Genomic DNA, 24211 nt, shown 5'->3' on the forward strand with positions numbered 1-24211 from the left:
CATATTTAGTAGATATTTAGCGTCGTATTATATGAAAAGATACATTTGGTTATTGTTGACATGTCTCCCAATCTGGGGATTTTCGCAGGAGCTTAAGCCAGGCAAGGTGGAGACAAAGTGGAATGAGGTCGAAAGGCTCATTGCAATTAAAAACTTCACACAGACATTGCCCATATTGGCAGATATTAAAGCCGAAGCCCGACGCTCTGGAAACCAGGCGGAATGGGTGCGTGCATTTTTGGCGGAAGGGAAAGTGTTGGAAGTAAACCAATCTGAAGATTCCGCTTTTTTGCGTATCCAGAAACATTTTGAAGACAATATCCGGATTGCTGAAAAGCTGAATAAATCGGTTCTCCAAAACTTTTATGCACTTTATTTATTTTCAAATATCAACCGATATGCAAGTAAAAGCCAGAACAAATTTGTAGCAAAAGATGCAAAAGGTAAAATCGGTATGATCGATTCTATTTTTCGTCTCTCAATTTCGGATGTAAACAGTTTAAGTACGGAACCTATAGCGCGCTGGAAGGGGCTGTTTGTCGAAACACGAAATATGAGCCTGAATCCCACTCTTTACCATTTTTTAGGTTATCAATATCTGGATTTTTTGAATACATTAAAAGCTACTAATGCGGCTGATAAGGATAAACTTAAAAAGCAATTGCTGGCAATCAGCACCAAGAATGATTATCCAGATGCCAGCAGCTATATCATGTCTTATGATTGGAAATGGAATAATATCGAAGAGCGGGAAGGAGACTACCTGGAGCATATAAAAACCTATAAAAGTGACTACAACACATTTTTACTCTATCGGTTGGCGGCAAGTTTCAACGATATTGGAAAAAAGACAAAGGCAATCACCTATCTTGAACAAGCGTTAAAAGAATATCCAAAATCGCCCTGGGTTTCGAATGTAGATAATTTGACGAGGGAAATAAAAAAGGCTTTCATCAGGCTAAATTATAAAAGAACGGCTCCGACGGATGAATATGTTCCTTTCCAGGTTAACCACACGAATGTGGATACTTTATATATCAGGGTTTATAATACAAGTCCTACAGTTAAGGGCGCAAAAGATTTTACGGTAAAATATGATTCTGCAAGTTATCAGACTACAGTAAATGCGCCATTGGTCTACGAGGAACAGGTGGCATTGAAAGCCTTTAAAGATTATACGACGCACAATACTATTTATAAAATTAATCCCCTTAAAGCTGGTGCCTACACGATTTTGATCGGTAATAATAAATCATTTCAAGATAATGGTCAGGATCGGGATGTGGCTGTTTCTCAACTGATTGTTTCTGACGCATTTTTGTCTGGAAGTATAAATATAAAACCTCAAAATGAATTTGTCTATACGGGTTTGCTATTGAATCGGAAAACGGGCGCTCCCTACGCAAATGAAATGGTGGAACTTTATCAATTGAGAAATAAAGCCCTGCCTAAACTGATCACGCAATTAAAGACCAATGCTGCGGGCGAGTTCAATTACAAATCCACCTATTCTCCCAAAAATGCTGCCTATTTACATAATCATATGCTGTTGCTTCATGGGGAAAAAACGATGATTCCTTTGGATCAGCAACAAAATAATGTTTATTATGAAGATCGGATGACGTCTGTAGAGGAGAGCAATAAAAGAACAAATATGCGTGCGCTCAGCTTGATGGATAGAGCCATCTACCGTCCTGGGCAAAAGGTCTATTTTAAGACTATTCTTTACGATGATCATGTACAACAGGGCAAAGTCCTGGAAAAGCAAAATGTGAAAATCTATCTTCAGGATGCCAATCGTCAGAAGGTTGACTCGATCAGTTTGACAACCAATCTATTTGGGTCTGTCCATGCGAGTTTCCAATTGCCATCAAAGGCATTGAATGGAAATTATAATCTATTGGTTTTTCACGATTCTAATCAGCTTGATCAGCAATATTTTCAGGTTGAAGAATATAAACGTCCAACATTTGAAGTAACTTTTGAGCCAAACAAGTTCACCTATACTTCGAAAGATACAGCGGTATTCATTGGCAAGGCGGAGAGTCTTTCAGGTGTTTCGCTAATTGGCGCAGCAGTGAAGTATAAAGTTTCGTTTTATAATGCCAACGAAGGAAAGGATATCGTTTATAGTGATTCTACCACAACCGTGGATGCTAAGGGAAACTTTACGATACGCGTGCCATTGATGGATAGTGAGTTTTCAGGATTGAAAGATTATGTATTGGTATACCAGGCTGAGGTGATCAATCAGACAGGGGAGATGCAGATGGCTTCTGGAGGTTATACCTATTCATCCCGTCCATGGCAGCTCCAGATTCAGGTACCGAATCTGATGGAAGAAAAAAAATGGCGGGATGTTACCATTTTAAAGCAGAATCAAAATGGTTTCCCATTAAAATTCAGCGGAAAGGTCAACATTTATAAATTGGAACAGGCAAGCCTTCCGCTGACAGATGAATATCGGGGAAGTTTCGGAAGGGCGGAGTACCACCTGCTTTCAAAAAATCTTTATAGCAAGTATTTTCCACTTTATTTCGATCCGGCTTCGCTCGAAAAAGAAGAGAAAAAAACGAAGATAGCCAGTTATGATTTTGATAACGCAGATACGAGCAAGATCATACTGGACTCATTACAGTTTGATTGGGGACGATATCAGATCGAAGCCATCAGTATACTTAAAGGGGATACGGTGCGCGCTATTAGCTACACTAGTCTATATCGGTCGAAAGATAAGAAACTAAGCGACCAGCAGTTTTTCTCCTACCAGTTGGATAAATTCAAATACAAAATTGGTGATCAGGTTACCATCAATATGCAGACGGATGTAAAAAATGCCAGGAAATTGCTACTGTTTCGTGAGCGAGGTTCGCAGAAATTGGAGACAAAGGTATTAAGTTGGAAAGATGGTCGTATCAGCTATCAATTTGTGCTGACTGAGCAGGATGTCGTAGGGCAACTGCAACTGAATGCATTATTTTTGGTGGATAATAAAATGACGCTATCCCATATTGTTATCCCTATTTCGCAACAAAATAAGGAACTAACAATTCAAACCAAGACATTTAGGGATAAAATAACACCCGGTCAAAAAGAAAAATGGAGTTTTACGGTAAAACAAGAGGATAAACCAATCGCGACCGAGGTATTGGCGACAATGTATGATGCATCTTTGGACGCATTCGCTAGCCACGCTTTAGGTTCTTTCCAATTTCGTTATCCGTATTATCCAAGATCAAATAACTACTATATTATAAACGCTTTTCAACAGCAGACCTATTCAGGGAACATTTTTACTTCGAATTTCTATGGGGTTTATACGGATAATCGGCGTGATGAAATTTACAACTATGATCTATTGTCAGCCCGCAGGGGCTTCTTTGGAAGCTCCTTGGAAAGGGATGTGACATACGAGGAGTTGATCGATGAACAAGCTTATCGTGCCGCGGCAACACTGTACTTTGGATCAAGGGAACCACGTCTTAGAAACGGTGGTACCCGGATTGTTCTTCGAGGTATGCCTGCGGCAGCAAAGCAGTCGGCGCCATTGCCTACTTCGGCGATTATGTATGAGCCTTTAGCTGTGGGGGATGCAGTAAACGCAGAATATATGGTGGTAAATGAGGAGGTCGCCCAGTCTGGGATGAGCGGTAGTGCGACAGCTAGCGGTGGGATGGACTTACCAGCAGATAAACAGCTACAACATATAAAAGCTCGGACTAATCTACAGGAAACTGCTTTCTTCTATCCCAATTTGTATACCGATGAAGCAGGGAATATCAGTTTTGAATTTGATAGTCCCGAAGCATTGACGAAATGGAAATTGCTGCTTTTCGCTCATGATCAGCATTTGGCATCGGCTAGCGGGACGTATTTTACACAAACCCAAAAGCAGTTGATGCTGCGTCCGAATATTCCACGCTATTTTAGAACGAATGACCAGCTAACGATCAAAGCACAAATTCAAAACCTGAGCAAAGAGCGTATTCAGGGGAATGCAAAAATAGAGCTTATCGACCCACGAAATAATCAAGTGGTTTCAACTGCTTTCCAGATCGATTCAGCGCTAAAAAACTTCAGTGTTGAGGCATCAAATAACAGCACGGTAGCATGGTCGTTAACAATTCCGGCAGAATATCCTACGATACAGATTCGTATCGTTGCAGCTGGAGGTGAGTTTTCGGATGGTGAGATTATTGAAATCCCCGTATTGCCAAATAAGATACTGATTGGTGATACAGAGAAGATCATCTTAAAAGCCGGTGAATCCAAAAATTTCACAGTAAAGGGAAGTACGAAGGACAATCTCATGGGGAAAATCCAGGTACAAAGCAATCCCATTTTAGAAATACTCTCCGCACTGGACTATCTGAAAAATTATCCTTACGAATGCAACGAACAGTTGAGTAGTAAGTGGTTTGGTCTCAAGATGGCCCAATATATTCAGTTGCATTATCCAGCAGTGACAGACTACTTCAAAAAATTGAATGTTGATACAAAAAAAGGCCGATTGGAGGAGAATAGTAGTTTAAATGAGTTCAAAATGGAAGAAATGCCTTGGTTGCGTGACATACAGGGTGATGCTGAACGATTGAAGAAAATTGCAGCGTTCTTTGGAACGGATATACAAGCCGAAATCAACGCTGTTGAACAAAAAATACGCAATAATCAATCCGCAGATGGTTCATTTTCATGGTTTGATGGAGGACGGGCTAATACTGAAATTAGTATCCGTATGCTTGAAATTATCGGTAAGGTACTCTATTTGGATAAAAGCTTGGTCAATAGTGATATCCGTGCGATGGCTGCAAAACTCTCACACTATCTTGACCGGGATCCCGCTATATTTTCAGCCAAAGCCAGCGCCGATCTAGGGATAGACTATTTGTTTGCACGACGATATTGGACTGAATTTAATCCTATACCAAAGGATTCCCTCCAATTATTGCAGCGCAAATTGGTCAATTCTTCGTTAAGTAGCGCTGGTCGTAGCGCTGGATTGGCAGCGAAAACATGGATTGTGAGCCAGATCTTTGGCCAGGGCAAGCAGAGCATGGAGATCAAGAATAGACTTGATCAGGAGGCCGTGATCGATGTGCAGAAAGGAATGTATTGGAAAAGTAATGTAAACCAGTACAATAAGATCAGTTTGCAATCCTATCTTGTGGAAGCGTACAAAATAAACAATCCGGCTAAGCTAAATCAAGTCACTCAATGGATCTATTATAACAAACAGGTAAATCATTGGTATAGTACCTGGATGACTGTAGATGCAATATACGCACTGTTATTGGCTAACAATCCAAAAGACTTTGTTGTTGAAAATACGGTACAGATCTCGATTAACAACAAAAAGGCCGAATTAAGCAATACTGTTTTGGGAGAAGTCAGTAAGCAGTTCGATAAAGTCGATTTGCAGACTGATCTTGATATTCAAGTTCAAAATCATAACGAAAGAACGGTTTATGGAGCAGTTGTGCATCAGTATTTTGCTGATCTTGATCAGATAAAATCAAGTACAAATGCACTTTCCGTTCAGAAAGTATATCTAGTGGAACGAAAAGGGCAATGGGTAGAATCCAAGGAAGCTAAACTGGGGGAACGTATCAAAGTTAGGATTACGGTAATCAATGACGAGCCGATGCAATACATTCATCTGAAAGATAGCCGTCCAGCTGGTGTAGAACCGGTGTTTAGTCCTTCGGGATATCAATGGCGGAAGAACTACTATTTCAGCTCGAAAGATGCTTCAACAAATTATTTTATGGATCGCTTGTCTAAGGGAAGATCCATTTACGAGTATGAGGTTAAAGCGAATAACCTAGGGATTTTTAATTCAGGAATCACGACAATAGAATCTATGTATGATCCTGGGGTTAACGCCCGGAGTACGAATATAGTATTGAGCATCGTACCCTAAATATTCCAAAGAAAAATCTAAAACTTTGGCTACTCTTGGAAATTTCTGAGAGTAGCTTTTTTATCGATTAATATACCATGAGACAGGAAGTAGGGGGGCGGCTTTCTAATCTAAAAATAAGTGCGCTAAACAGCTTTTTTTTATCTTTTTTGTGGAAATTGGGTTTAAATTTATTGAATATAAATAAGTGCTAATAGCCTATTTTTGTTGTTTAAGAGTGCTGTGAGGAAATAATTGTACTCATTAGATAGTTTTATTTTTTTTATAGTAAATATTACAAGTGAATGGCGAAAGGTTTGTTGTCAGCCTGAATTTATAAGCTTGTTTTGAATTTTAAAAATATAGATTACTTTTGTTTAGAATTTGTCTAAATAAAATATTCAATAGAATTTAAAACCATTACAATTTTTATGAAAAGATCGATACTTTTTATCGTCTCAATCCTGCTGTTTTTCACAGCATTCGGCCAGAAAGCTGATCGTATATCCGGCAAAATCATGGTAGACCAGTCCGTAGTTGCCAAGGATGCCATTGTCCGGCTATTAAATACATCTTACCAGGGGCGGACAAACGCTGCTGGAGAATTTTATTTAGACCATGTTCCTCCAGGTGATTATATTCTACAAGTCAGTCTAAATGATATTGAGTTATTGCGGGAAAATATTCATGTTGACAACCAGACAACTGTCCTTCCAACGATTTACGGGACTAAAAACAATTACTATCTGGATGGGGTGACCGTATATGGTTACCGACGCAATAAATTCTTAGAACGCGATAGCTCAAAAGTTGCAAAGGTGCAGTTGGGCTATATGGAAAACCCACAGTCCTATTCCAATGTCAACAAAGAATTGATGAAAGAGCAGTTGACCACTGATTTGTCGGAGGCTGTTAAAAACGTTGTGGGGATGGTAAAAGTGCAAGGAAGTCCAGGCCGTGGGTCAGATGGTGCTATTTATTACAATCTGCGTGGATTCCCAACGAAAATAGGTTTGGTAGATGGCCTCCCTGCAAACACGAATGGTGAAATTGATCCTGCGGATGTGGAACGTATCGAGGTTATAAAAGGTCCTTCAGGTACTTTATATGGCGGAGCAGCGACCTCTTTCGGTGGATTGGTCAACCTCGTCACGAAGAAACCTAAGGATTACTACGGCGGCCAAGTATCTTATTTATTTGGTAGCTATAACTTAAATCGCCTTACAGCTGATGTATTTGGACCTATCACCAGCAATCGTAAGACGTTGTTTCGTTTAAATACAGCCTATCAGTACCAAAACGGTTTCCGTGATTCCGAATTTAGAAAATCATTTTTTGTTGCACCGACTTTTAGCTACGAAGTCAATAATCGTTTAACGTTTAATCTTGGTGCGCAGATATACAACTACGAAGGGACGAATACACCAATTATTTTCCTTACACGTACACGCCAATTTATTGCAAAGAGACCTGAGGAACTTGGTTTTGATTGGAATAGATCTTATTCTAACAATGATATTACGCTGAAAGCCCCATCCATCAATATCAAGGGTGAGGTAAATTATAAGATTTCAGATAATTGGACTTCACAGACGTTGATCTCCAGAAATTTTAGAAAAACAGAGGGTATGTACCAATACCAATTTATCAGAGGAGATAAAAGTGATGCTATGCTTGAGCGGAATATCCAATGGCAGAATACCGAGGGAAGTTCTACGAGTATCCAGCAAAATTTCAATGGAAGCTTCCAGATCGGAAGTGTTAAGAATAAAATTTTGATCGGGGTAGATTATCTGAACCAGACCTTACGGAATAATAATTCACCTATTGTTGTGTTTGATACCATCAATGCGCTGGATTTAGAAAAAGGTTATTTGCCTATTTCCAATCAACTGGCCTCGCAAAAAATACAACTGTCTACAAGACCACTACAACGTAACTATTCTTCAAGCAACATCTATGGTGCTTATATATCCGATGTACTGTCTCTGACAGATCGATTAACGACTATCGTGAGCTTGCGATTGGATCATTATAACAGCCGTGGTCTATTAGATTTCAACTCAAATAAACGGGATTTAAGTTTTAAACAAACCGCACTTTCACCCAAATTTGGTGTGGTATACCAACTGCTTAAAGATAAGTTGTCCGCCTATGGTAACTATATGAACAGCTTTAGCTATGTGCCTCCAGTGCCCAATAATCCTGATGGATATCCAAAGGAGATGAAACCACAACTGGCCAATCAATGGGAAGCGGGGATCAAAACCAATTTCTGGAATAACCGTTTTAATTTTACGGCTTCCTATTATGATATTGTTGTGAATAATATGACCCGTTCGGAAACTATAGATAAGGTTGATATCACTTTTCAGGATGGAGAACAACGAAGCAAAGGTATTGAGCTCGAATTGATCACCAATCCGATCAAAGGGTTGAATATTCTTACGGGCTATACCTATAATGATAGTAGATTCCAACGGGCTCACCCAACAGTAGAAGGGCGCCGTCCTGCTTCTGCCGGTCCAGCACAAGTTTTCAACTCCTGGGTCAGCTATGTGTTACAGACACCGAGATTACAGGGACTGGGTTTTGGATTTGGTGTCAATCATGTTGGAAAGCAGGTTTCTGCTGATAATTCTACAATCGGGAAATTTGTATTCCCAGCCTATACGTTGCTAAATGCTTCGATCTCTCTTGAACGTGATTTCTATCGTTTTGGTGTCAAGATGAACAACATCAGCAATGCACATTATTTTTCTGGACAAGGAGTGGTTGTCGCCCAAATGCCGAGGAATTTTGCTGCCGAGCTGAGTCTCAAATTCTAGCAAAATTGCAATAAAAAAATACTGAAAATACCATGTCCCCAAAAGTGTACAACCTTTGGGGACATTTTATTGTGCGCTGGACCGATCGTATTGTATGGCGGGTATGCTATTTTATTTCAAATTCGGTGTAGATTGTTCTTTTAAATTCAAGTACCTCTGGCGCTATTTTAAAACCTTCTCCGCCATAAGCCTTACTGAATGTTTCTAAAGCCATTCCGGTTCTGTTACTGGTAGACTCACTGGAAGCGCTGCCATCGTTTGATAGGAACAAGAGTTTGCCAATTTTTACATCAGCTCTCGAAGCCAGCTTTTGAGCGGATTTTAGTGCGTCGTCATAGGCAATCAGGTCAGCTTCCCGTAGAATACTGTCGGCTTTGGAGTGGGCAAATGAAATGGAACCAATTCCGCTTATTTTTGTCTCGAGTAATTTTCCCGTTAATTCAGTGAATTTGGATAAATCATGCAGAACAAAATCGATAGTCTGCTGTGCTTGGTAGCCGACAAATTTAGTCGTATTTCCAATATATTGATAGTCTTTATTGGCTGAGACACTGCTTGTCTTTATATCTTCCTTTTTATTCCCGTATTTACCAAGTATAGCAATGACACTATCTACTGTATTTTGTGTTTCCCTTACAGCATCCACCATCCTCGGTTTTGTAAATGCCGTATTTATGGTGAGTGTAACTTGATCCGGCATTATCCTAATTTTTCCTTCACCGCTGACCCGTATCCGGTTTTGATTGTCATTGGAGACAGACTGGCAGGATATCATGAATAGTAAACCACTGCTGACAACTAGCGACAAGAACTTTATTTTATTTCTCATATTTCTATATTATTAATCTGTATTTAGTTAGTACCTAGTCTAATATACTAAATTAATGGGAGAGCGCCTGTTGACCCAAAAAATCAAATCAGAAATAGCCAAACAAAAAAGCAGGCACGATGAGCGCCTGCTTCACTATATAAAGGGTTGCTATTTTTAATAAATACTCTTCGAGTAGGTTTTAAGTTGCTTTTGTAAGGACTTACGCGCCATATGGATACGCGTCTTTACAGTTCCTTCAGGTATTTGCAAGTGCTCCGCAATTTCGTAATATTTAAACCCTTCCAAAAATAGCGCAAAAGCATTGTAATAATCCTTTGGTAAATTATTGAGCGCATACTGAATATCCGATGCCACAAAGTTATTTTCGCCACGGTTACGTGTAATTTCATTGACATAACCGGTGCTTATATATTCGTTGCGGTAATTTTCCAGTCTCTTATTCCGTGTATACTGGTTAATATATGTATTCTTCATAATGATATATAACCAGGACATGAGCTTAGGATGCTTTATAAACTTTTCTATGGAAGACAATGATCTAACCATAGTTTCTTGTACCAAGTCTTCTCTTTCATCTGGATCACTTGTAAATTGAGCAGCCAAATATTTTAATGTAGGTCTCTTTTCCTTAAACAGTTGATCGATTGTTGTATTTTCCATATTATCAATTTTAAGTGTCTATCAGTGCCAAGGTTACTACAATTAGGGTGCTAGAAAAAAAAGATAAAAGTCAATGTTTTTAAATTTAAAATCGCGGTGAGTAATTTTGTTTCTACTGTAATTAGCTGTAAATCAGTGTTAATTGTCATTTATTTCAATGGTTGTACTGTCTGATTCGGGGATAAAATTAAGGTGTTTTTTACTTTAACAACAAGTGTTTACCTTGTTTAAATCCATTCTTTATCCCGTAGTACTACGTATTTATACGTAGTACTATAAACTATACAGCCATCTTTTAACGTTTTATCAGTTTTTAAAAACTGTTCGAGTTTGATAATGGTTATTAATCATAGGTACAAAAAGGAGAATACTATGGGGAACGAAGACGAAAATTTATATATAGATCAATCACAGCGAAACGAAGAGGGGCATGATCTAAATCAGATTTGGGGTGGGAACCAAGAAGAGTTTTACAAATCCATTATCCGGAGTCAACAAGAAGATTTCGGGCGTCTTGGGCGTTACTTTAGGGATGAACTTGCGCAAGAAGTGTATGGTATGCGTATTTCGCTCCAGAATTTCACCAATAGACACGGTGATTTTGAAGAGCTACATTGTTTACGGGATTCATTGACTTCTCTAGTAATCGAGCTGCGTAATAAAGCGACCTTGCTCTATAACCCTATCTTGAATGATCTCGGGATTTTCCATGCGATTGATGAAGTAGTGGCTTCCTATAAACAAAAGCTGAGTTTTACCATAGATATTATTCTCGATCCAAATTTAAAGGAACTTCAGCGTCATATTCAAGTTCGCCTTTTTAAGTTGCTTACGGCACTATTTGAATATTTGAAGGAGGAGATGCCTATTCAGGCAATTTCGATATCTGTGCAGCTCATCGATTTTGCAATCTTTATTAAGGTGTTACCTTATTTTAAAGAAGATAATTCATTACAGACACCCAAACGTGTGGATAGCCCATTGCGTTTAATAAAAATAACAGAGCTTTACAGTGCTCAAATTGTTAGTGACACCCTCGAAGAGGGTATAATTCTTAAATCAACTATTTAAAAAGACGATATGATAAAAATCCTATTGGTAGAAGACCATATGGTGGTGCGCAATGGTATTAAATTGCTTTTAGAATCCCAGGATAGTTTTGAAGTTGTTGGGGAGGCTTCCAATGGTAAGGAAGCGCTAGATTACCTGCAATCGAATCCAGATTCAGTTCCAGATATTATTTTGACGGATATCAGCATGGAGGAAATGGATGGTATAGCGCTTTTGCGGGTCTTATATAAGCAATATGGAAATATAAAAGTCGTCATCCTGTCGATGTTGAACCAGATTAATTATGTCATCGAAGGGTTTGAGTATGGCCTTATGGGATATTTGGTGAAAAACATTGGGTATAACGAATTACTTTTTGCGCTCAACCACATTGCAGCTGGTGGCCGATATATGAGTGAAGAGATCTCCATGTTGCTTTTGGAACATATACGTTCGGGGCAACGTTACGCGCAGCATCCGATAGGATCACGGGCAGATTTTGAAATTTCTGAACGTGAACTTGAAGTCTTGGGGCTTATCGCTGAAGGCTATACAAATATTGAAATTGCCGATAAGATCTTTTTGAGTAAGCGTACAGTGGAGGGCCATCGTCAAAATTTAATTGATAAAGCGGGTGTGAAAAATACAGCACATTTAGTGAAGTTTGCCTTCGAAAATGGGATATTGAATTAACCCTGATAATAAGAAAAAGATACAAATTGATCTTTCATTGATACGATAACACCTGTGATATAAAAATTATTTGTTCAATTTTAGTGTGAACTTAAATTGTATTCAGGTGAAACAGATGAAATTTTATGTATTGCTTTTTATTCTCAGTGCGATAGATTCGTTGAGCTACGCAACAGGGCATGGTATTTTTACGCAGTCTCCAACCGATTCTATGGCCAGGTTACTGATATTGGAAAATGCTATTTTTCAGGCGGATCCCACCATTTTCTACGATAACGGTTATTACTATCTATATGGTACCAATGGGGATGGCGATAAACAGTTAGGCTTTAAAGTATATCGGTCTAAAGACTTGAAACAATGGGCGGGCCCCATTGGTGCAAAAGCCGGATTTGCATTGGTAAAAGAAGATGTATTTGGAACCAAAGGCTTTTGGGCACCTCAAGTCTGGTCGGAGCAAGGCAAATTTTACATGGCTTATACGGCTGATGAGCAAATTGCCATCGCTATCAGCGATTCTCCAATGGGCCCTTTTAAACAGGTCATTGCCAAAACGCTTATTGATGGCGGAAAGCAGATTGATCCCTATGTTTTTAGGGACAGCGATGGTAAAAAATATTTGTTTCATGTGAGATTGGTGGAAGGAAACCGCATCTTCGTTGCGGAGTTAAAAGATGACTATTCAGGAATCAAAAAAGAAACATTAAAAGAATGTTTGCATGCTGAAAAAGCTTGGGAGAATACTGCAGGTTCAACATGGTCAGTCAGTGAGGGACCTACTGTTGTAAAGCAAGGCAATCATTATTATATGTTTTATTCGGCCAATGATTTTAGAAATAAAGACTATGCCGTAGGTGTTGCGGTAGCGGACAATGTGTATGGTCCCTGGAAAAAAATTGAAACAAATCCTTTATTGAGCCAGCATACAAGTGGATTTGCCGGTACTGGCCATGGTGATTTATTCCAAAAAGGACAACAATGGTATTATATATGTCATACACATTATTCTGACACTCAAGTTGCTCCAAGACATACAGCTATTGTACCTATTGATCTTGCTTCTGATAGACAAAGTGGTATTGCAATTCCCAAATTTGACAGTTCCAAGTTCAGGTTGCTTGAGCTTGTCAACAAATCTGACGAGCCTATTGATGTCGCTTTTGGTGACCCTTTTATTTTATATGATCCACCTACAGATCTATATTATCTATACGGAACGGGAGGCACAGAAAATGGGTTTATAGCATACAGTTCTAAAGATCTAAGGCATTGGAAGGAAGCTGGGAAAGTGTATGATGGCAAACAGGCCAAAGGATGGGGGATCAAGGACTTTTGGGCGCCAGAGGTGTACGCCATCAATAATAAATACTATATGTATTATAGTGCGCACTGGAAGGAAAACCCTGGAAATAAGCTGGAGAATTATCGTATTGGTGTTGCCGTAGCGGATAGTCCTTTGGGACCATTTATAGATTTGACAGGTAAACCATTATTTGACCCTGGATATCCTATTATTGATGCGAATGTCTTTCGGGATGTCGACAATAGAAATTATTTATTTTATTCGCGTTGCTGCTATGAACATCCCGTTGCCTCCGAAATTGCCGATTGGGCCAAGTCTAAATGGGGGTACAATGCTATTGAAGAAAGCTGGGTTTATGGTATCGAGCTTGACAGTAGCATGCAGAACGTGATTGGAAAGCCGGTACTTTTAATACGTCCTCCCGCGCGCATGAGTGATGCACAATCGGAATGGGAAAGTCGGTCGGTGTCTTCTGGCGAAATTAACAGAAGGTGGACAGAGGGATCCTTCTTAATCCACGCCAAAGGACAATATTATATGATGTATTCTGCAAATTATTTTGCGGGAGCAAATTATGCTGTTGGTTATGCTACCGCTAAATCTCCGTTGGGAAGCTATGAAAAATCACAAACGAATCCGATTATTGAAAAAAATACGGATAGAGGAGGGATCGTGTCAGGTACAGGACACAACAGCATCTTTAGAGACCGCGAAGGCAAACTTCGATGTGTCTACCATGGACGAACAACAAAAACCGGAGATAAACGGATGGTATTTATCCGTGACATCGATTTTAGCCAAAACAATCAGCTACGAGTTCTTACAGATTGACCTTAGCGGTTAATCTGTATTTTTTTTGGTTAACTGCTTTTTTCCTCTCCACCTGACTTTTTATCAGTTTGATGTGGCCTATCACTGCTGTCATTGTCTTCATCTTGATGATTGCACCTAAGTTCCCCTTTGGTAAGTGTATTCGTTTTTTCGAGGTCCTCTAACGTTTTCATGGCGGGAGTTGTATTTAAAGCGGGAATATGGCCTTCTGTAAAGAGACATTTACGATACCATCTATTGCTGAAATAATATAAAATAATCAAACCTTGTTTCACTATCGAATGCTGTAATGTCTTTTCCATTATTTTGATGATTGAATGCAATTGCTATATCATTTATAACTATAGCTTTTATTAAAGGAACAATTACAAAGGGCAATTGGTTTAAACTAATCCAATTCAAACGACTTTTGCATGACGAGGGTTCTATAGATGTTGGATCAACGAAACAGATTATGATGAAGGTACCTTATGTTTTAAATTGTATACTAGCTCTAGTAACACAACCATCGGAACAAACGGAAGCGTTAAATACCGGGAATTCAAATGAATGGTATGCCGAACCAGGTATTTGGCTTTTTATTCTCATTTTTATTTTTGTGATAACCCTGGTTGTTTACCGAAAATTAACTAAGAAGAACTAGTATTGATCTTTTTGGGCAGAACTCCAACACGTCAATCATCAGCAATATGATTAGCTCCGGAGCGGTTTCTAGCAGTCATATTCTCCGAAGCTACGTAAATCAATCATTGAGCATATGATCCGGAAAAGGTGCCACAATAGGGAAATATAAGTGGACTGTTGTTCCTAAACCAACGGTGGATTCGATCTCTATTGTACCTCCCAAACGTTCCATGACGCGTTTAACAAGCGATAGTCCGATCCCTGTACCTGGAATACCCGAGACGTTGTCAGCACGGGAAAACATTTCATAGATATGTGGCAGATGCTCCTCAGGGATGCCTATACCATTATCTTTGATGCAATAATAAGTCATATCGTCCTGATTTGTACTTTCAATTTTAATCGCAGGTTTGTCCGATTGAGCTGAATATTTGATCGCGTTAACAATAAGATTGGTAAAGATCTGGTAGACGGCACTCTTTTCGCCCCAAATCGGTAGTAATTGCCCAAAATATGACTGACAATCAGGTGTATTATAAAGGGTTTTGTTTTCCTGGAAAATACGCTGCAGTGTGTAAGCCATGGGAAGTGGTTCTTTGTCCAAAACGCTCGCACGGTGTTGACTCAATTGGACCATATTGTTGATGATGTCTTCGATATTGGAAACACTCCTGCTGAAATTTTGATACCATTTGTTAGTTTTTGAAAGATCAATATCGTCGGAATGCTGCTGTAGAAATTGTATACCCATTTTTAAGATTGACAAGGGGTTTTTCAGATCGTGCGATAGGGTATAAGTAAACATTTCTAACTCATTGTTCAGGCTCAGCAGTTCTTCGTTGAGTAACTGTCTTTCTTTGAGCTTTCTAAATATAGATTCTTTGATAATCTGATTCAATCGCAGGACAAAATTGATTTCAGCATCATTCCATGGCTTTGCCACATCATAACGAACATCCTCCCAGACCTCCAAACAATCCGGCTTTCGACGGTGTTTTTGATCCTGCCGGATTTGCATGACACGACTTTGGCTTGCTTTTCTGAACCATACAAGGTAATAATCACTTTCTATGCCGACTTTGAGGTACATCAGACCCGCAAAATTCAATTTTTCTTTAAAATGATTCTGATGATTTAATGTAAAATTGTAATCCTTGAATAAAGCTTTATCACTATGCGTTTGCAGGAATTGAATGATTTCATAAAACAGTGTTTTATGTGGTGTATGCCCATGGTTAAATACATCACCCTGATTAAATATAGACAAACCGTCCGCATTGACCAATTGCATGAGGGTATCTATGTGCTGAACCAAAGCACAATTCACCATTTTATTCTCAGATAGGCTTCTTTTTAGTTCTACTTCTGCGCTATTAAGGAGCTCTGTTCTTTCAAGTAGATTCTGTTTAACATGGCTTTCATATTTGTTGGTAGCGGCTTGAATAGCAAAAGTACAAAGTTTCCGTTGTTGCAGATCTATCACTTTTTCTTCTGCGTGCTGCGCTACAACTAGCCCCCAAAATTCGTCATCTATACAAATACGGAAAAATAAGGCGCTCTGAACATTGATCTTTTCCAGAAAAAGACGATGGAGATGGGGAAGTGGGCAGAGCAAACTGGAAAGTGTATCAATGCTGTCTTCAATATAAACAAAATTCTGGTCATTTTTTTTAACATTGGGGATATAACGATACGAATAGTTACTATAATATTCCATTGCCTCTTTGGGCATGAAGTCTTTAGAAAATTCTTTCCCTCTAAAATAAGGTTTGCCATCAGAAGTATGTTCGGCAATCACTTCACTATATCCTGTTTCTTGAACCTGAAGAACAAAAACACGATCGTAATTCAATAATCTATTGATAGCCAAACAGACTCGATCCCAGTTGTTAGGTTGGATGGTGTCAAGTAAGAAGTTGAATTCGTTTATCTTTCTTGCGGATATATATTTTTTGTGTTGTTCCTCCCATTCAATATAAAAATGCCCCTGGTATATTTTAAGTTTAAAATAGACACGTTCTTGGAATATTTTAATAGGTAGAATATGACGCGATTGTCCATGTTCTCGTAACTCGCTCAACGCAGTCGCTATTTTTCGAATAGCATCACCAAAGGCTACAGCAAAACTTTCGAAAAAGTTAGTTCCCAATAGTGTGGAAGTAGGAAGGGCAGCTTTTTCAGCTGCAAACTCGCTCAAAGCCACAATAGTAAATTGTTCATCCAAAACAACAAGACTACCAAAATGCTGAAGATTGATCGTATTTTGATTGTTAGATTGAAAAGCAGTATTCATACGTAACCCAAAAACTCCTTATGATATAGCTTAAATATACGAAAAAATTAACACAGTTTGAATGGTTATCTGTGGCAAATCGGATGTTTTTATTGGCTAGATTTCAATGTTTAAAATTATTTTCTTTTAAATAAATCGTATTCTACCTGACAGTTCGCTCCTATATTTATTTTTGTTCGCTGCGGATATGGTTTGCAAGGCCTTTGACGAGCAATTTCCACTGCGGATAAGATGCACCTATTTTAGCAGCCATCCCAATAATTAAGTTTCTGATATTGTCTCCAAGGCTATGGTTTTCCACGTTGATAATCTCGTTTCGTCCCGCATACTGAATTAAAATGCTGTTGCGTCGTTGTTCTACGAGAAAGGTAGAGGAGGAGATCCCTTCAAAAAAGTGGGCGGTATCTTTATTTTCCGGATGTTGTGGGTCTGGGCAAGGTTTTAGGGTTAAGGCATATAGTTTATATTCGGCTGTTGAATCCTGGATGATATTAACGACATTGACCCAGTCATATCCGGCACTGCTGGGAAGGCCGGGACCAGGGATATTCAGCCTAATATAGTCATGTAGCGCCAATGGTCGGTCAATAGGCAGTCCAACGCTGTTCGTCAATTGAAAAGTCGTCGCTGGAATTGTGGCTAGCTCATACCAGTGATTGACATGTGAGAGACTGGAACATGCGGAATCAAAGGCCAGGTCAGCCATTGTGGTACTCTCAAAATCAATGGATTCGAAGCAATCCAGTTTCTTTCCTTCTTTCTGTTCAGGAATAATATTTTTCATGCCTTTTTACTAAAGAACATTATTCAATTCAATTTGGTTTGATGCGAATAATTGTAAGTTATCTATGGGCAAGATCTTTTTCTGACAAGGGCAAATCTGCGAAGTGCCTATGGTAAACCATGGCGCGTTGGAATATGTTAAATGGAACTTTAGGAAACAGCAATCCAAACTTTTCCTCTCGTATTTGGTTATTAGTGCATTTGCTTGTCACTTATTATGGATTTAAAATCTAATGAACCTTTTTGGTTGATAAAAAATGGGCTTTTGGCGACTTATCCCTCCCTGCATCAGGACAAAACCTGCGATATTTTAATTGTTGGTGGCGGAATCACTGGCGCCCTCATTGCCCATCAATGTATGGCGATGGGGAAGAACTGTGTGCTTATTGATAAACGCGAGATCGCTAATGGAAGCTCAGCAGCAACAACGTCCATGTTGCAATATGAGATTGATACACCGCTCTATGAATTAAAGAAACTAATCGGTGAAGAGGGCGCTATTGCTAGTTATAAGGCCTGTAGCAAAGCAATAGATGACATTGGTTTACTTACACGGAAAATCAAATCTAAAGCCGGTTTTCGCGCAAAGGAATCCTTATATTATGCCGCACGTAAAAAGGATATTCCATGGCTAAAACAGGAATTTAATGCGCGGGAATCTGCAGGATTTGCCGTCAACTGGCTATCTGCGGACGAAATTCAAGCGCAATATGGGCTAGCGAATGCGTATGGTGGGATACTTTCCGGACAGGGAGCTAGTATGGATGCTTTTTGCTTTACCCATGAACTATTGGTTTATAATGTAAAAGCGGGATTGGAGGTATTTGATAAGACGGAACTTGTCTCTGTTAAAAGCAATGGGCAGAGCACTGTGGTCACAGTATCTACAGGTGCAACGATCCGCACAAAAAAAATTATATATTGCACGGGCTATGAGACTGTTTCGGTTATTCCTGAGAAGTTTGTGGACTTGTTAAGTACCTTCGCGATTGTCTCCGAAGTGGACTCTACATTGTATCAACAGTACAAAGACGTATTGATCTGGAACACTTCCGACCCTTACCTCTATATGCGAACGACCGATGACGGTCGATTTTTGATCGGGGGGGAGGATGAAGAGTTTCGCGATCCACAGAAGCGAGATGCCCTAATTGCCAAAAAGTCGGATAAGTTAGGAAAGTCTTTCCAGAAGATCTTCAATAAACCTTTTTTAACAGATTTTACCTGGGCTGGAACTTTTGGGGTAACCAAGGATGGTCTGCCGTATATTGGTGAACATAAGGCGTTTAAAAACAGCTATTTTGTCTGTGGTTTTGGTGGCAATGGGATTACATTTTCGGTCACTGCAATGGAAATGGTGGCCTTTTGGTTAGAAAATAGAAAGCACCCCCTGTCCGAATGGTTTAAGTTTGGACGATAGCGAATTAGCTATATTTTAACAGGAAACGAAACAGTTTGTTTTCTAGCTTGCTAAGCGTCAATTTTTCCTTGATAAATGGAAATCTTCCTTCCATAAATGTCATCTGTATAGCTGGATGGATATAATAATTTTCAGAAACTGTTTTGGTATTGCCCAGCTGCTTGGCGACTGTCTTTATAACCCCATTCAGCTGTTTTTTTCGCGTATTTAAATCTTCCCCTTGCTTTGTTTGGGATAAAAGGTTGAACGCTTCGCGGCTGGCGCCCCAAATACGGATATCTTTACAGCTGATCTGGCCGGGACAATGATCCCGTAGATAAGCATTGAATATGCGACCGCAAAATCTACTTTCACAAGATGTTTTATCAAGCTGAAAAAGCCTTTTCCCTTTAAACTGGAGTAGTTCGCTAAGTAATTTCGCTTGCTGCTTGTCTTTCCAGGATTTTTCCTGAAAGACACCCTTTTTACCCTTATAGGCTAATATGATTGTATTGTCGGTTATTTTTACATGTCTTTTTTCGAGTGTACTGAGCCCATAAGACTTGTTTTCTAACGTATAGCGCTTGTTTCCAATCCGTACAAGTGTACTATCCATTATCTTAAAGGCAATTGCACATAGTTTTTCCATATCCCAGTCCTGATGTTTCAAATGTCGGGAGGTTATTTTTCTGAGATCTTGCAGATACTGTCCCATATAAAGAATATGCCTAAATTTCTCTGTTTGTTTTTGCTGCACAAATTTACGATGATAGATGTATTGTTTACGGTCCTTCTGGTCAAAACCATAAGCTTGTAGATCACTCCCCGCATTTTTTGAAATCCAAACAGCTTTCCAGTTTGGCGGAATAACCAAATGATTTATTCTGTCTAATACCTTGGTATCGGTAATCGCCTTACCTGAGTCATCAAAGTATTTAAAGCTTTGTTTAACTTTACGTCTTGTGTATCCTTTGGTATTTATTATCTTCATACAGGTAGTTTATGGAGCTTAATTATGCTGTATTTTAATACAAAGATCCTCATTTATTGAAATAATAAGGATCTTAGGTCTTCGGATAAAAGCAGGATTATTTAAGATGCATTATCCCGTAATGTTTTGATGTATCCATGCGCTTCAAGTTGTATGGCGAGCTGTTTTTCAATCAGAAGTAATAGATCGTGTGTAATTTCCCAATCTTGATTGTCAACAACATCTTTATAGGTCTTCTTAAATGCATCTTCGCCTTGTTCACAACTTGATAATAGACTTTTTTCGTCGTTTCCCGAAATGACAGATTTGATATCCATCCATATCCTAAAGAGTTTTCCACTGACCATTGTGCCATCAGTAGCCGCCTTAGCTTGTTGCTCTAAATACGGTTTGAGCTCCTCAATAAATAGCTCGGATTGACTCATGTATTCAACAAAGATGCCATTTAAGCTATCGATATGGAGTCGTGTTGCGATTTCAATTGCTTTTTTATACCCGGCAATACGATCATTATTGATTTGTATCAAGTCATTGATTAATGTACTATCATTGATTGTTATCGTTTCCATGTCGTATGATTTTTATGTGATTAAATTATTTCTCAATCTAAGAACTGATTCAGGAACTGTTCCGTTGAGAAAAAAAGAAGTACACGTATTTCTACCCTGTTAATTAATGGGTAAAATGCGGAGCGAAGATCTATCAGTCGGTTGGGGTATTGCACAGACAAAAAAGAGATCAATTATTCAGTTAAAGTGATCTCTTTATTTGTATGTATTTTACTTTGTTTTATTCAAGGAAGCAGGTTTCTTTTCCTCTTCAATATTCTCCTTAGTTTGTTTTTTATTTGTTGGAGTGGTTGTAGCTGACAGAACGATTGTCTTATTATTTCCCTTTCCGATAGGACCACCACAAATAATCAGCAAAACCGACATATAGTGCTGATCGAATTTATTGATTTTAGGATTCATATGGCTATTTTTTTAGTGTACTGACAAATCTCTATAAAGGACTTATGCTATGTTAACAGCAAAAATGATATTTGGTTTTATTTAAGTTGATATACTTTTAGCTGCTTTTGTAATTTCTTGCGTGTCATATGTATTCTCGTCTTTATTGTTCCTTCTGGCATCCCAAAATAGGAGGCAATTTCATGATATTTGTAACCTTCCAAGAATAACTGGAAGATTTGGTAATTTTCCTCCGAAAGGTTACACATCGCCTTTTCGATATCGTCTGATACGAACTTGTTTTCACCTTTATTCGATTCAGTTGTATTGTAAGCCTCGAGGCCAATGTAGGTTTCATGAATTTCGTTCGTTCGCTTTGCTTTGCGATACTGATTAATGTAAACATTCTTCATGATCACGTACAACCAGGACATTAATTTGGGATGCTTAATAAAGTCATCGATCGACTTCAATGCGCGAATAAGTGTTTCCTGAATCAAGTCCTCCTTTTCGTCAGGATCGGTGGTGAATTTTCCCGCGAAATGTTTCAATAAGCTTCTTTTTTCTTCGACCAGCAAGTTTAAATTGGAATTGTTCATGATATCTTTCGTTTATTAAAATGATTGATTTTCTTGGCCAAACAGGTACAATTAGAGTGCTAGGTTTTGCTATAATTGAGCTGTTAATGTTTGTTTAAACAGCTAACTGCGGAAAATACGTATAGCCGTATTTTGATACATTGTAGCCGAAAAGCTACAATTGAGGCTAGTTTATTCGAAAAATAAAGTCTTAATGAATGTCTGCCCAAACTTTTTTCTCTCAGGTCAATAGGGTATTTATTCCCTTAAAAAATGTCCTAATTACGGGTCTCGGTAATGAAAATTTATCCGGTAAACTGTCTGCCTTTGTAGCCAATTGGAACAGTTTTTCATTTTTTATTGAACTAAAGATTCTTGAACAGGGTTATTTTATAAAGATTAGCAAACATAAATAATTACATATGAAAGAATTTAAGAAATTAATACCTATGATTGCAATTGTGCTATTATGTAGTACAACCATATTTTCCTGTAAAAATTCCTCCAAAAATAATCAGGAGGGAAGCGGACAATCGGATAATATTGCCCCGAGTGATGCCGATGAAACAAGGTACAACTTGAGTGAGCAGCAAAAGATGAGTATGCAGAGGGATACGACCTTACTGGACTCCACACAAAAGGATAGTTCAACGGATGTCAAACATTAGACGTGTTATCAGCGCGTCAATAGGGAACCGTTAATCAAAAAACTCCCTTTACGAAGAGAGTTTTTTGATTAGTGGGTTTGTATCATCTTTGATCTGTTTTTCATGATTTTTAGTCATATCGTTTTATTTTTAATCTTTCATTATAAGCCTTTTTCCTCCACATCCTCCTCCTGGTCAGTATCGGGCGTATAGATATCCTCTTCTTCATGATCCGGTTTCTGCGGATGTTTGTCATGTTCTGGATCGATATGGTCCAGATCATCTCTGTCACGTTGCTCTTCCTCTGTCGGATCGGGACCGTTAGCACTTTCCGGATAATAGTTATCCGGTGTTACTTCTTTCAAGTCAGGAACCTTTGGAGCTTTGCGTACGGGTGTGCCGCTATCCGTACCTGGACTATTGCCGATAGGGTCTATTTCGTTTAGTAGTATAAAAGCATCTTCAAATGTCATCGGCGCACCACTACGAAATTGAATTGTTGTTCTCATCATTCCTTTTTACAGATTGAACAGCTGTCAGCATCGAATCGTTGTTTTTTTTGTGCGATGGAGCTGCTATTGGATGGGATAAGATAGTTTCTGTACTAAAAATGAAATTAATAATAAATACAAAACTTTTCAACCATGTAGCTTGTTATTAAACTAAAGTAATTTATTAAAAAAGATACTATGAGAAAATTTGCACTACTTTTATTGGTTACAGGCGGTATTTGTTTACAGGCAAACGCGCAAAAGATCGAAACTACGCCACAGATGTCCTCCGATGTCGGTGTTGAGCCTATCCGTCAAGGCAACTGGATGGTTGGTGGATCAATCGGTAGTCTGGGTTATAGTTTCGAAGGAAAGTCATTTAATGCCGCATTGCAACCGCGCGCAGGCTATTTTGTGTCAGACGGTTTAGCAATCGGCGCACAGGCTAACCTTGGGTTGCGAACACAGAAGGATGCGGACAACGAATGGACCTATGGTATAGCACCTTTTGTTCGATATTATTTTCCTCAAGGTGGCTCGTCCACAGGACGTTTTTTCGGTCAGGGTGACATTGGTATCTCTGGGAGCTCGGTTGGAAAAAGCGCTGCATTGGCATTAGGAGCAAACGTTGGTTATGCGCATTTTATTACCAGAACTGTAGCCTTGGAAGCAACTTTCGGTTACAATTATAGCAAGGCCAGCATTAATACCGGTACTGGAGCGAGTGGTTTGGGTGTAGGCGTTGGGTTCCAGATCTACTTGCCAGGTAAAAAGTAAAACTTACTCCATGGGAGACCTTTAACATCAAGTTTCCATTCCGAAAGGTTTGGAAACTTTTTTTTTCAGCGGACCATGTTTCTCCGGGTATTCCCAATGAAATAGGGAATCGGAAATGCTAGGTAGGGGCCTGGAATAATAGTATGACTCCTGCCATGACCAATAGTTGGGCTAGGTAGTTGAAAGATAAACGGACGTATAAATACGGTGGACTTAAAATTAAACACTTGTTCTGTTTTTAGTCGTTGAATTTTTGAAACATTTAATCTTTGACAACTGTTCTATCATTAGAAAAGACAATAACAATGATGAAAACAAAAGATATCGGATTGATACTTAGAGATCGAATGGGGAAATGGTCTTCCTACAATATTCCATTGCTAAAGGAATGTCATCTGAAGGATAAGATCGTTAGAAGCAACGAACTTGAAGGCATATTTGTTATCGGGAATATTGCCACAGGTTTGTATATTTTTTCACTGTATAAAAACCGCTTCATTGATCTAATGGGTAAAAGTATCGGAATGGAAGAAATATGCGAACATTTCGATGAATATAAACAAACGTTGATATAAAAACTTT

At 38.8% G+C, this 24211-nt stretch carries 19 protein-coding genes; 9 read left to right on the forward strand and 10 right to left on the reverse strand.

What is annotated here, in order from left to right:
* Nucleotides 1-31: 31 nt before the first annotated feature.
* Both AC07UV_RS24900 and AC07UV_RS24905 read left to right on the forward strand, forming a co-directional pair.
* Nucleotides 32-5920 (forward strand): alpha-2-macroglobulin family protein, encoded by a 5889-nt coding sequence (locus AC07UV_RS24900; RefSeq protein WP_495185727.1) that lies wholly within the window; start codon nucleotides 32-34, stop codon nucleotides 5918-5920.
* A 410-nt stretch (nucleotides 5921-6330) separates the two neighbouring features.
* Nucleotides 6331-8727, forward strand: coding sequence for a TonB-dependent siderophore receptor (locus tag AC07UV_RS24905; protein ID WP_495185728.1), 2397 nt, complete (start codon nucleotides 6331-6333; stop codon nucleotides 8725-8727).
* A 106-nt stretch (nucleotides 8728-8833) separates the two neighbouring features.
* Here the strand turns inward: AC07UV_RS24905 and AC07UV_RS24910 are convergent, their stop codons facing one another.
* Together AC07UV_RS24910 and AC07UV_RS24915 are read right to left on the reverse strand one after the other, a co-directional pair.
* Nucleotides 8834-9556, reverse strand: a complete 723-nt coding sequence (locus AC07UV_RS24910; protein ID WP_495185729.1) for an SIMPL domain-containing protein — start codon at nucleotides 9554-9556, stop codon at nucleotides 8834-8836.
* 156 nt (nucleotides 9557-9712) lie between these two features.
* Nucleotides 9713-10219: an RNA polymerase sigma factor gene (locus tag AC07UV_RS24915; protein WP_495185730.1), complete on the reverse strand. Its 507-nt coding sequence runs from the start codon at nucleotides 10217-10219 to the stop codon at nucleotides 9713-9715.
* Nucleotides 10220-10591: 372 nt separating this feature from the next.
* On the opposite strand from AC07UV_RS24915, the gene AC07UV_RS24920 reads away from it, so the two are divergent.
* The 3 genes from AC07UV_RS24920 (at nucleotide 10592) to AC07UV_RS24930 (ending at nucleotide 14096) form a co-directional block, all read left to right on the forward strand.
* Nucleotides 10592-11290: a hypothetical protein gene (locus AC07UV_RS24920; RefSeq protein WP_495185731.1), complete on the forward strand. Its 699-nt coding sequence runs from the start codon at nucleotides 10592-10594 to the stop codon at nucleotides 11288-11290.
* A gap of 9 nt (nucleotides 11291-11299) precedes the next feature.
* Nucleotides 11300-11962 carry a response regulator transcription factor gene (locus AC07UV_RS24925; protein ID WP_282254826.1) on the forward strand — a complete coding sequence of 221 codons (663 nt, stop codon included), beginning with the start codon at nucleotides 11300-11302 and terminating at the stop codon, nucleotides 11960-11962.
* Between the two features lie 115 nt (nucleotides 11963-12077).
* A complete protein-coding gene (locus AC07UV_RS24930) occupies nucleotides 12078-14096 on the forward strand; it encodes a glycoside hydrolase family 43 protein (protein WP_495185741.1) in 2019 nt (672 codons plus the stop codon).
* 29 nt (nucleotides 14097-14125) lie between these two features.
* Here the strand turns inward: AC07UV_RS24930 and AC07UV_RS24935 are convergent, their stop codons facing one another.
* The 3 genes from AC07UV_RS24935 to AC07UV_RS24945 all read right to left on the reverse strand — a co-directional run bounded on the left by AC07UV_RS24935 (nucleotide 14126) and on the right by AC07UV_RS24945 (nucleotide 17797).
* Entirely contained in the window at nucleotides 14126-14398 is a 273-nt protein-coding gene (locus AC07UV_RS24935) for a hypothetical protein (RefSeq protein WP_282254825.1), read from the reverse strand.
* Between the two features lie 440 nt (nucleotides 14399-14838).
* The gene (locus tag AC07UV_RS24940) at nucleotides 14839-17013 is read right to left on the reverse strand and encodes a GAF domain-containing sensor histidine kinase (protein ID WP_495185732.1); all 2175 of its coding nucleotides are present in this window, start codon (nucleotides 17011-17013) and stop codon (nucleotides 14839-14841) included.
* A gap of 166 nt (nucleotides 17014-17179) precedes the next feature.
* Complete coding sequence (locus AC07UV_RS24945; RefSeq protein ID WP_495185733.1) at nucleotides 17180-17797, reverse strand: hypothetical protein; 618 nt, start codon at nucleotides 17795-17797, stop codon at nucleotides 17180-17182.
* Between the two features lie 216 nt (nucleotides 17798-18013).
* On the opposite strand from AC07UV_RS24945, the gene AC07UV_RS24950 reads away from it, so the two are divergent.
* Nucleotides 18014-19216, forward strand: a complete 1203-nt coding sequence (locus AC07UV_RS24950) for an NAD(P)/FAD-dependent oxidoreductase (protein ID WP_495185734.1) — start codon at nucleotides 18014-18016, stop codon at nucleotides 19214-19216.
* A gap of 4 nt (nucleotides 19217-19220) precedes the next feature.
* Here the strand turns inward: AC07UV_RS24950 and AC07UV_RS24955 are convergent, their stop codons facing one another.
* The 4 genes from AC07UV_RS24955 to AC07UV_RS24970 all read right to left on the reverse strand — a co-directional run bounded on the left by AC07UV_RS24955 (nucleotide 19221) and on the right by AC07UV_RS24970 (nucleotide 21735).
* Nucleotides 19221-20186, reverse strand: coding sequence for a DNA topoisomerase IB (locus AC07UV_RS24955; RefSeq protein ID WP_495185735.1), 966 nt, complete (start codon nucleotides 20184-20186; stop codon nucleotides 19221-19223).
* Between the two features lie 101 nt (nucleotides 20187-20287).
* Entirely contained in the window at nucleotides 20288-20755 is a 468-nt protein-coding gene (locus AC07UV_RS24960; protein WP_495185736.1) for a ferritin-like domain-containing protein, read from the reverse strand.
* 210 nt (nucleotides 20756-20965) lie between these two features.
* On the reverse strand, nucleotides 20966-21157 hold the full coding sequence (locus AC07UV_RS24965; protein ID WP_120257889.1) for a hypothetical protein: 192 nt from the start codon (nucleotides 21155-21157) through the stop codon (nucleotides 20966-20968).
* 77 nt (nucleotides 21158-21234) lie between these two features.
* Nucleotides 21235-21735 carry an RNA polymerase sigma factor gene (locus AC07UV_RS24970; protein ID WP_495185737.1) on the reverse strand — a complete coding sequence of 167 codons (501 nt, stop codon included), beginning with the start codon at nucleotides 21733-21735 and terminating at the stop codon, nucleotides 21235-21237.
* Between the two features lie 401 nt (nucleotides 21736-22136).
* Between AC07UV_RS24970 and AC07UV_RS24975 the strand changes: the two genes are divergently transcribed.
* Nucleotides 22137-22382: a hypothetical protein gene (locus tag AC07UV_RS24975; protein ID WP_495185738.1), complete on the forward strand. Its 246-nt coding sequence runs from the start codon at nucleotides 22137-22139 to the stop codon at nucleotides 22380-22382.
* A gap of 140 nt (nucleotides 22383-22522) precedes the next feature.
* Here AC07UV_RS24975 and AC07UV_RS24980 read toward each other — a convergent pair whose 3' ends face one another.
* Nucleotides 22523-22873, reverse strand: a complete 351-nt coding sequence (locus AC07UV_RS24980; RefSeq protein ID WP_495185739.1) for a hypothetical protein — start codon at nucleotides 22871-22873, stop codon at nucleotides 22523-22525.
* Between the two features lie 177 nt (nucleotides 22874-23050).
* Between AC07UV_RS24980 and AC07UV_RS24985 the strand changes: the two genes are divergently transcribed.
* Together AC07UV_RS24985 and AC07UV_RS24990 are read left to right on the forward strand one after the other, a co-directional pair.
* Nucleotides 23051-23629 carry a hypothetical protein gene (locus AC07UV_RS24985; RefSeq protein ID WP_120257884.1) on the forward strand — a complete coding sequence of 193 codons (579 nt, stop codon included), beginning with the start codon at nucleotides 23051-23053 and terminating at the stop codon, nucleotides 23627-23629.
* Between the two features lie 305 nt (nucleotides 23630-23934).
* On the forward strand, nucleotides 23935-24204 hold the full coding sequence (locus AC07UV_RS24990) for a hypothetical protein (protein ID WP_495185740.1): 270 nt from the start codon (nucleotides 23935-23937) through the stop codon (nucleotides 24202-24204).
* Nucleotides 24205-24211 lie beyond the last annotated feature (7 nt).

It is taken from the genome of Sphingobacterium sp. GW821-FHT03E03, assembly GCF_059420745.1.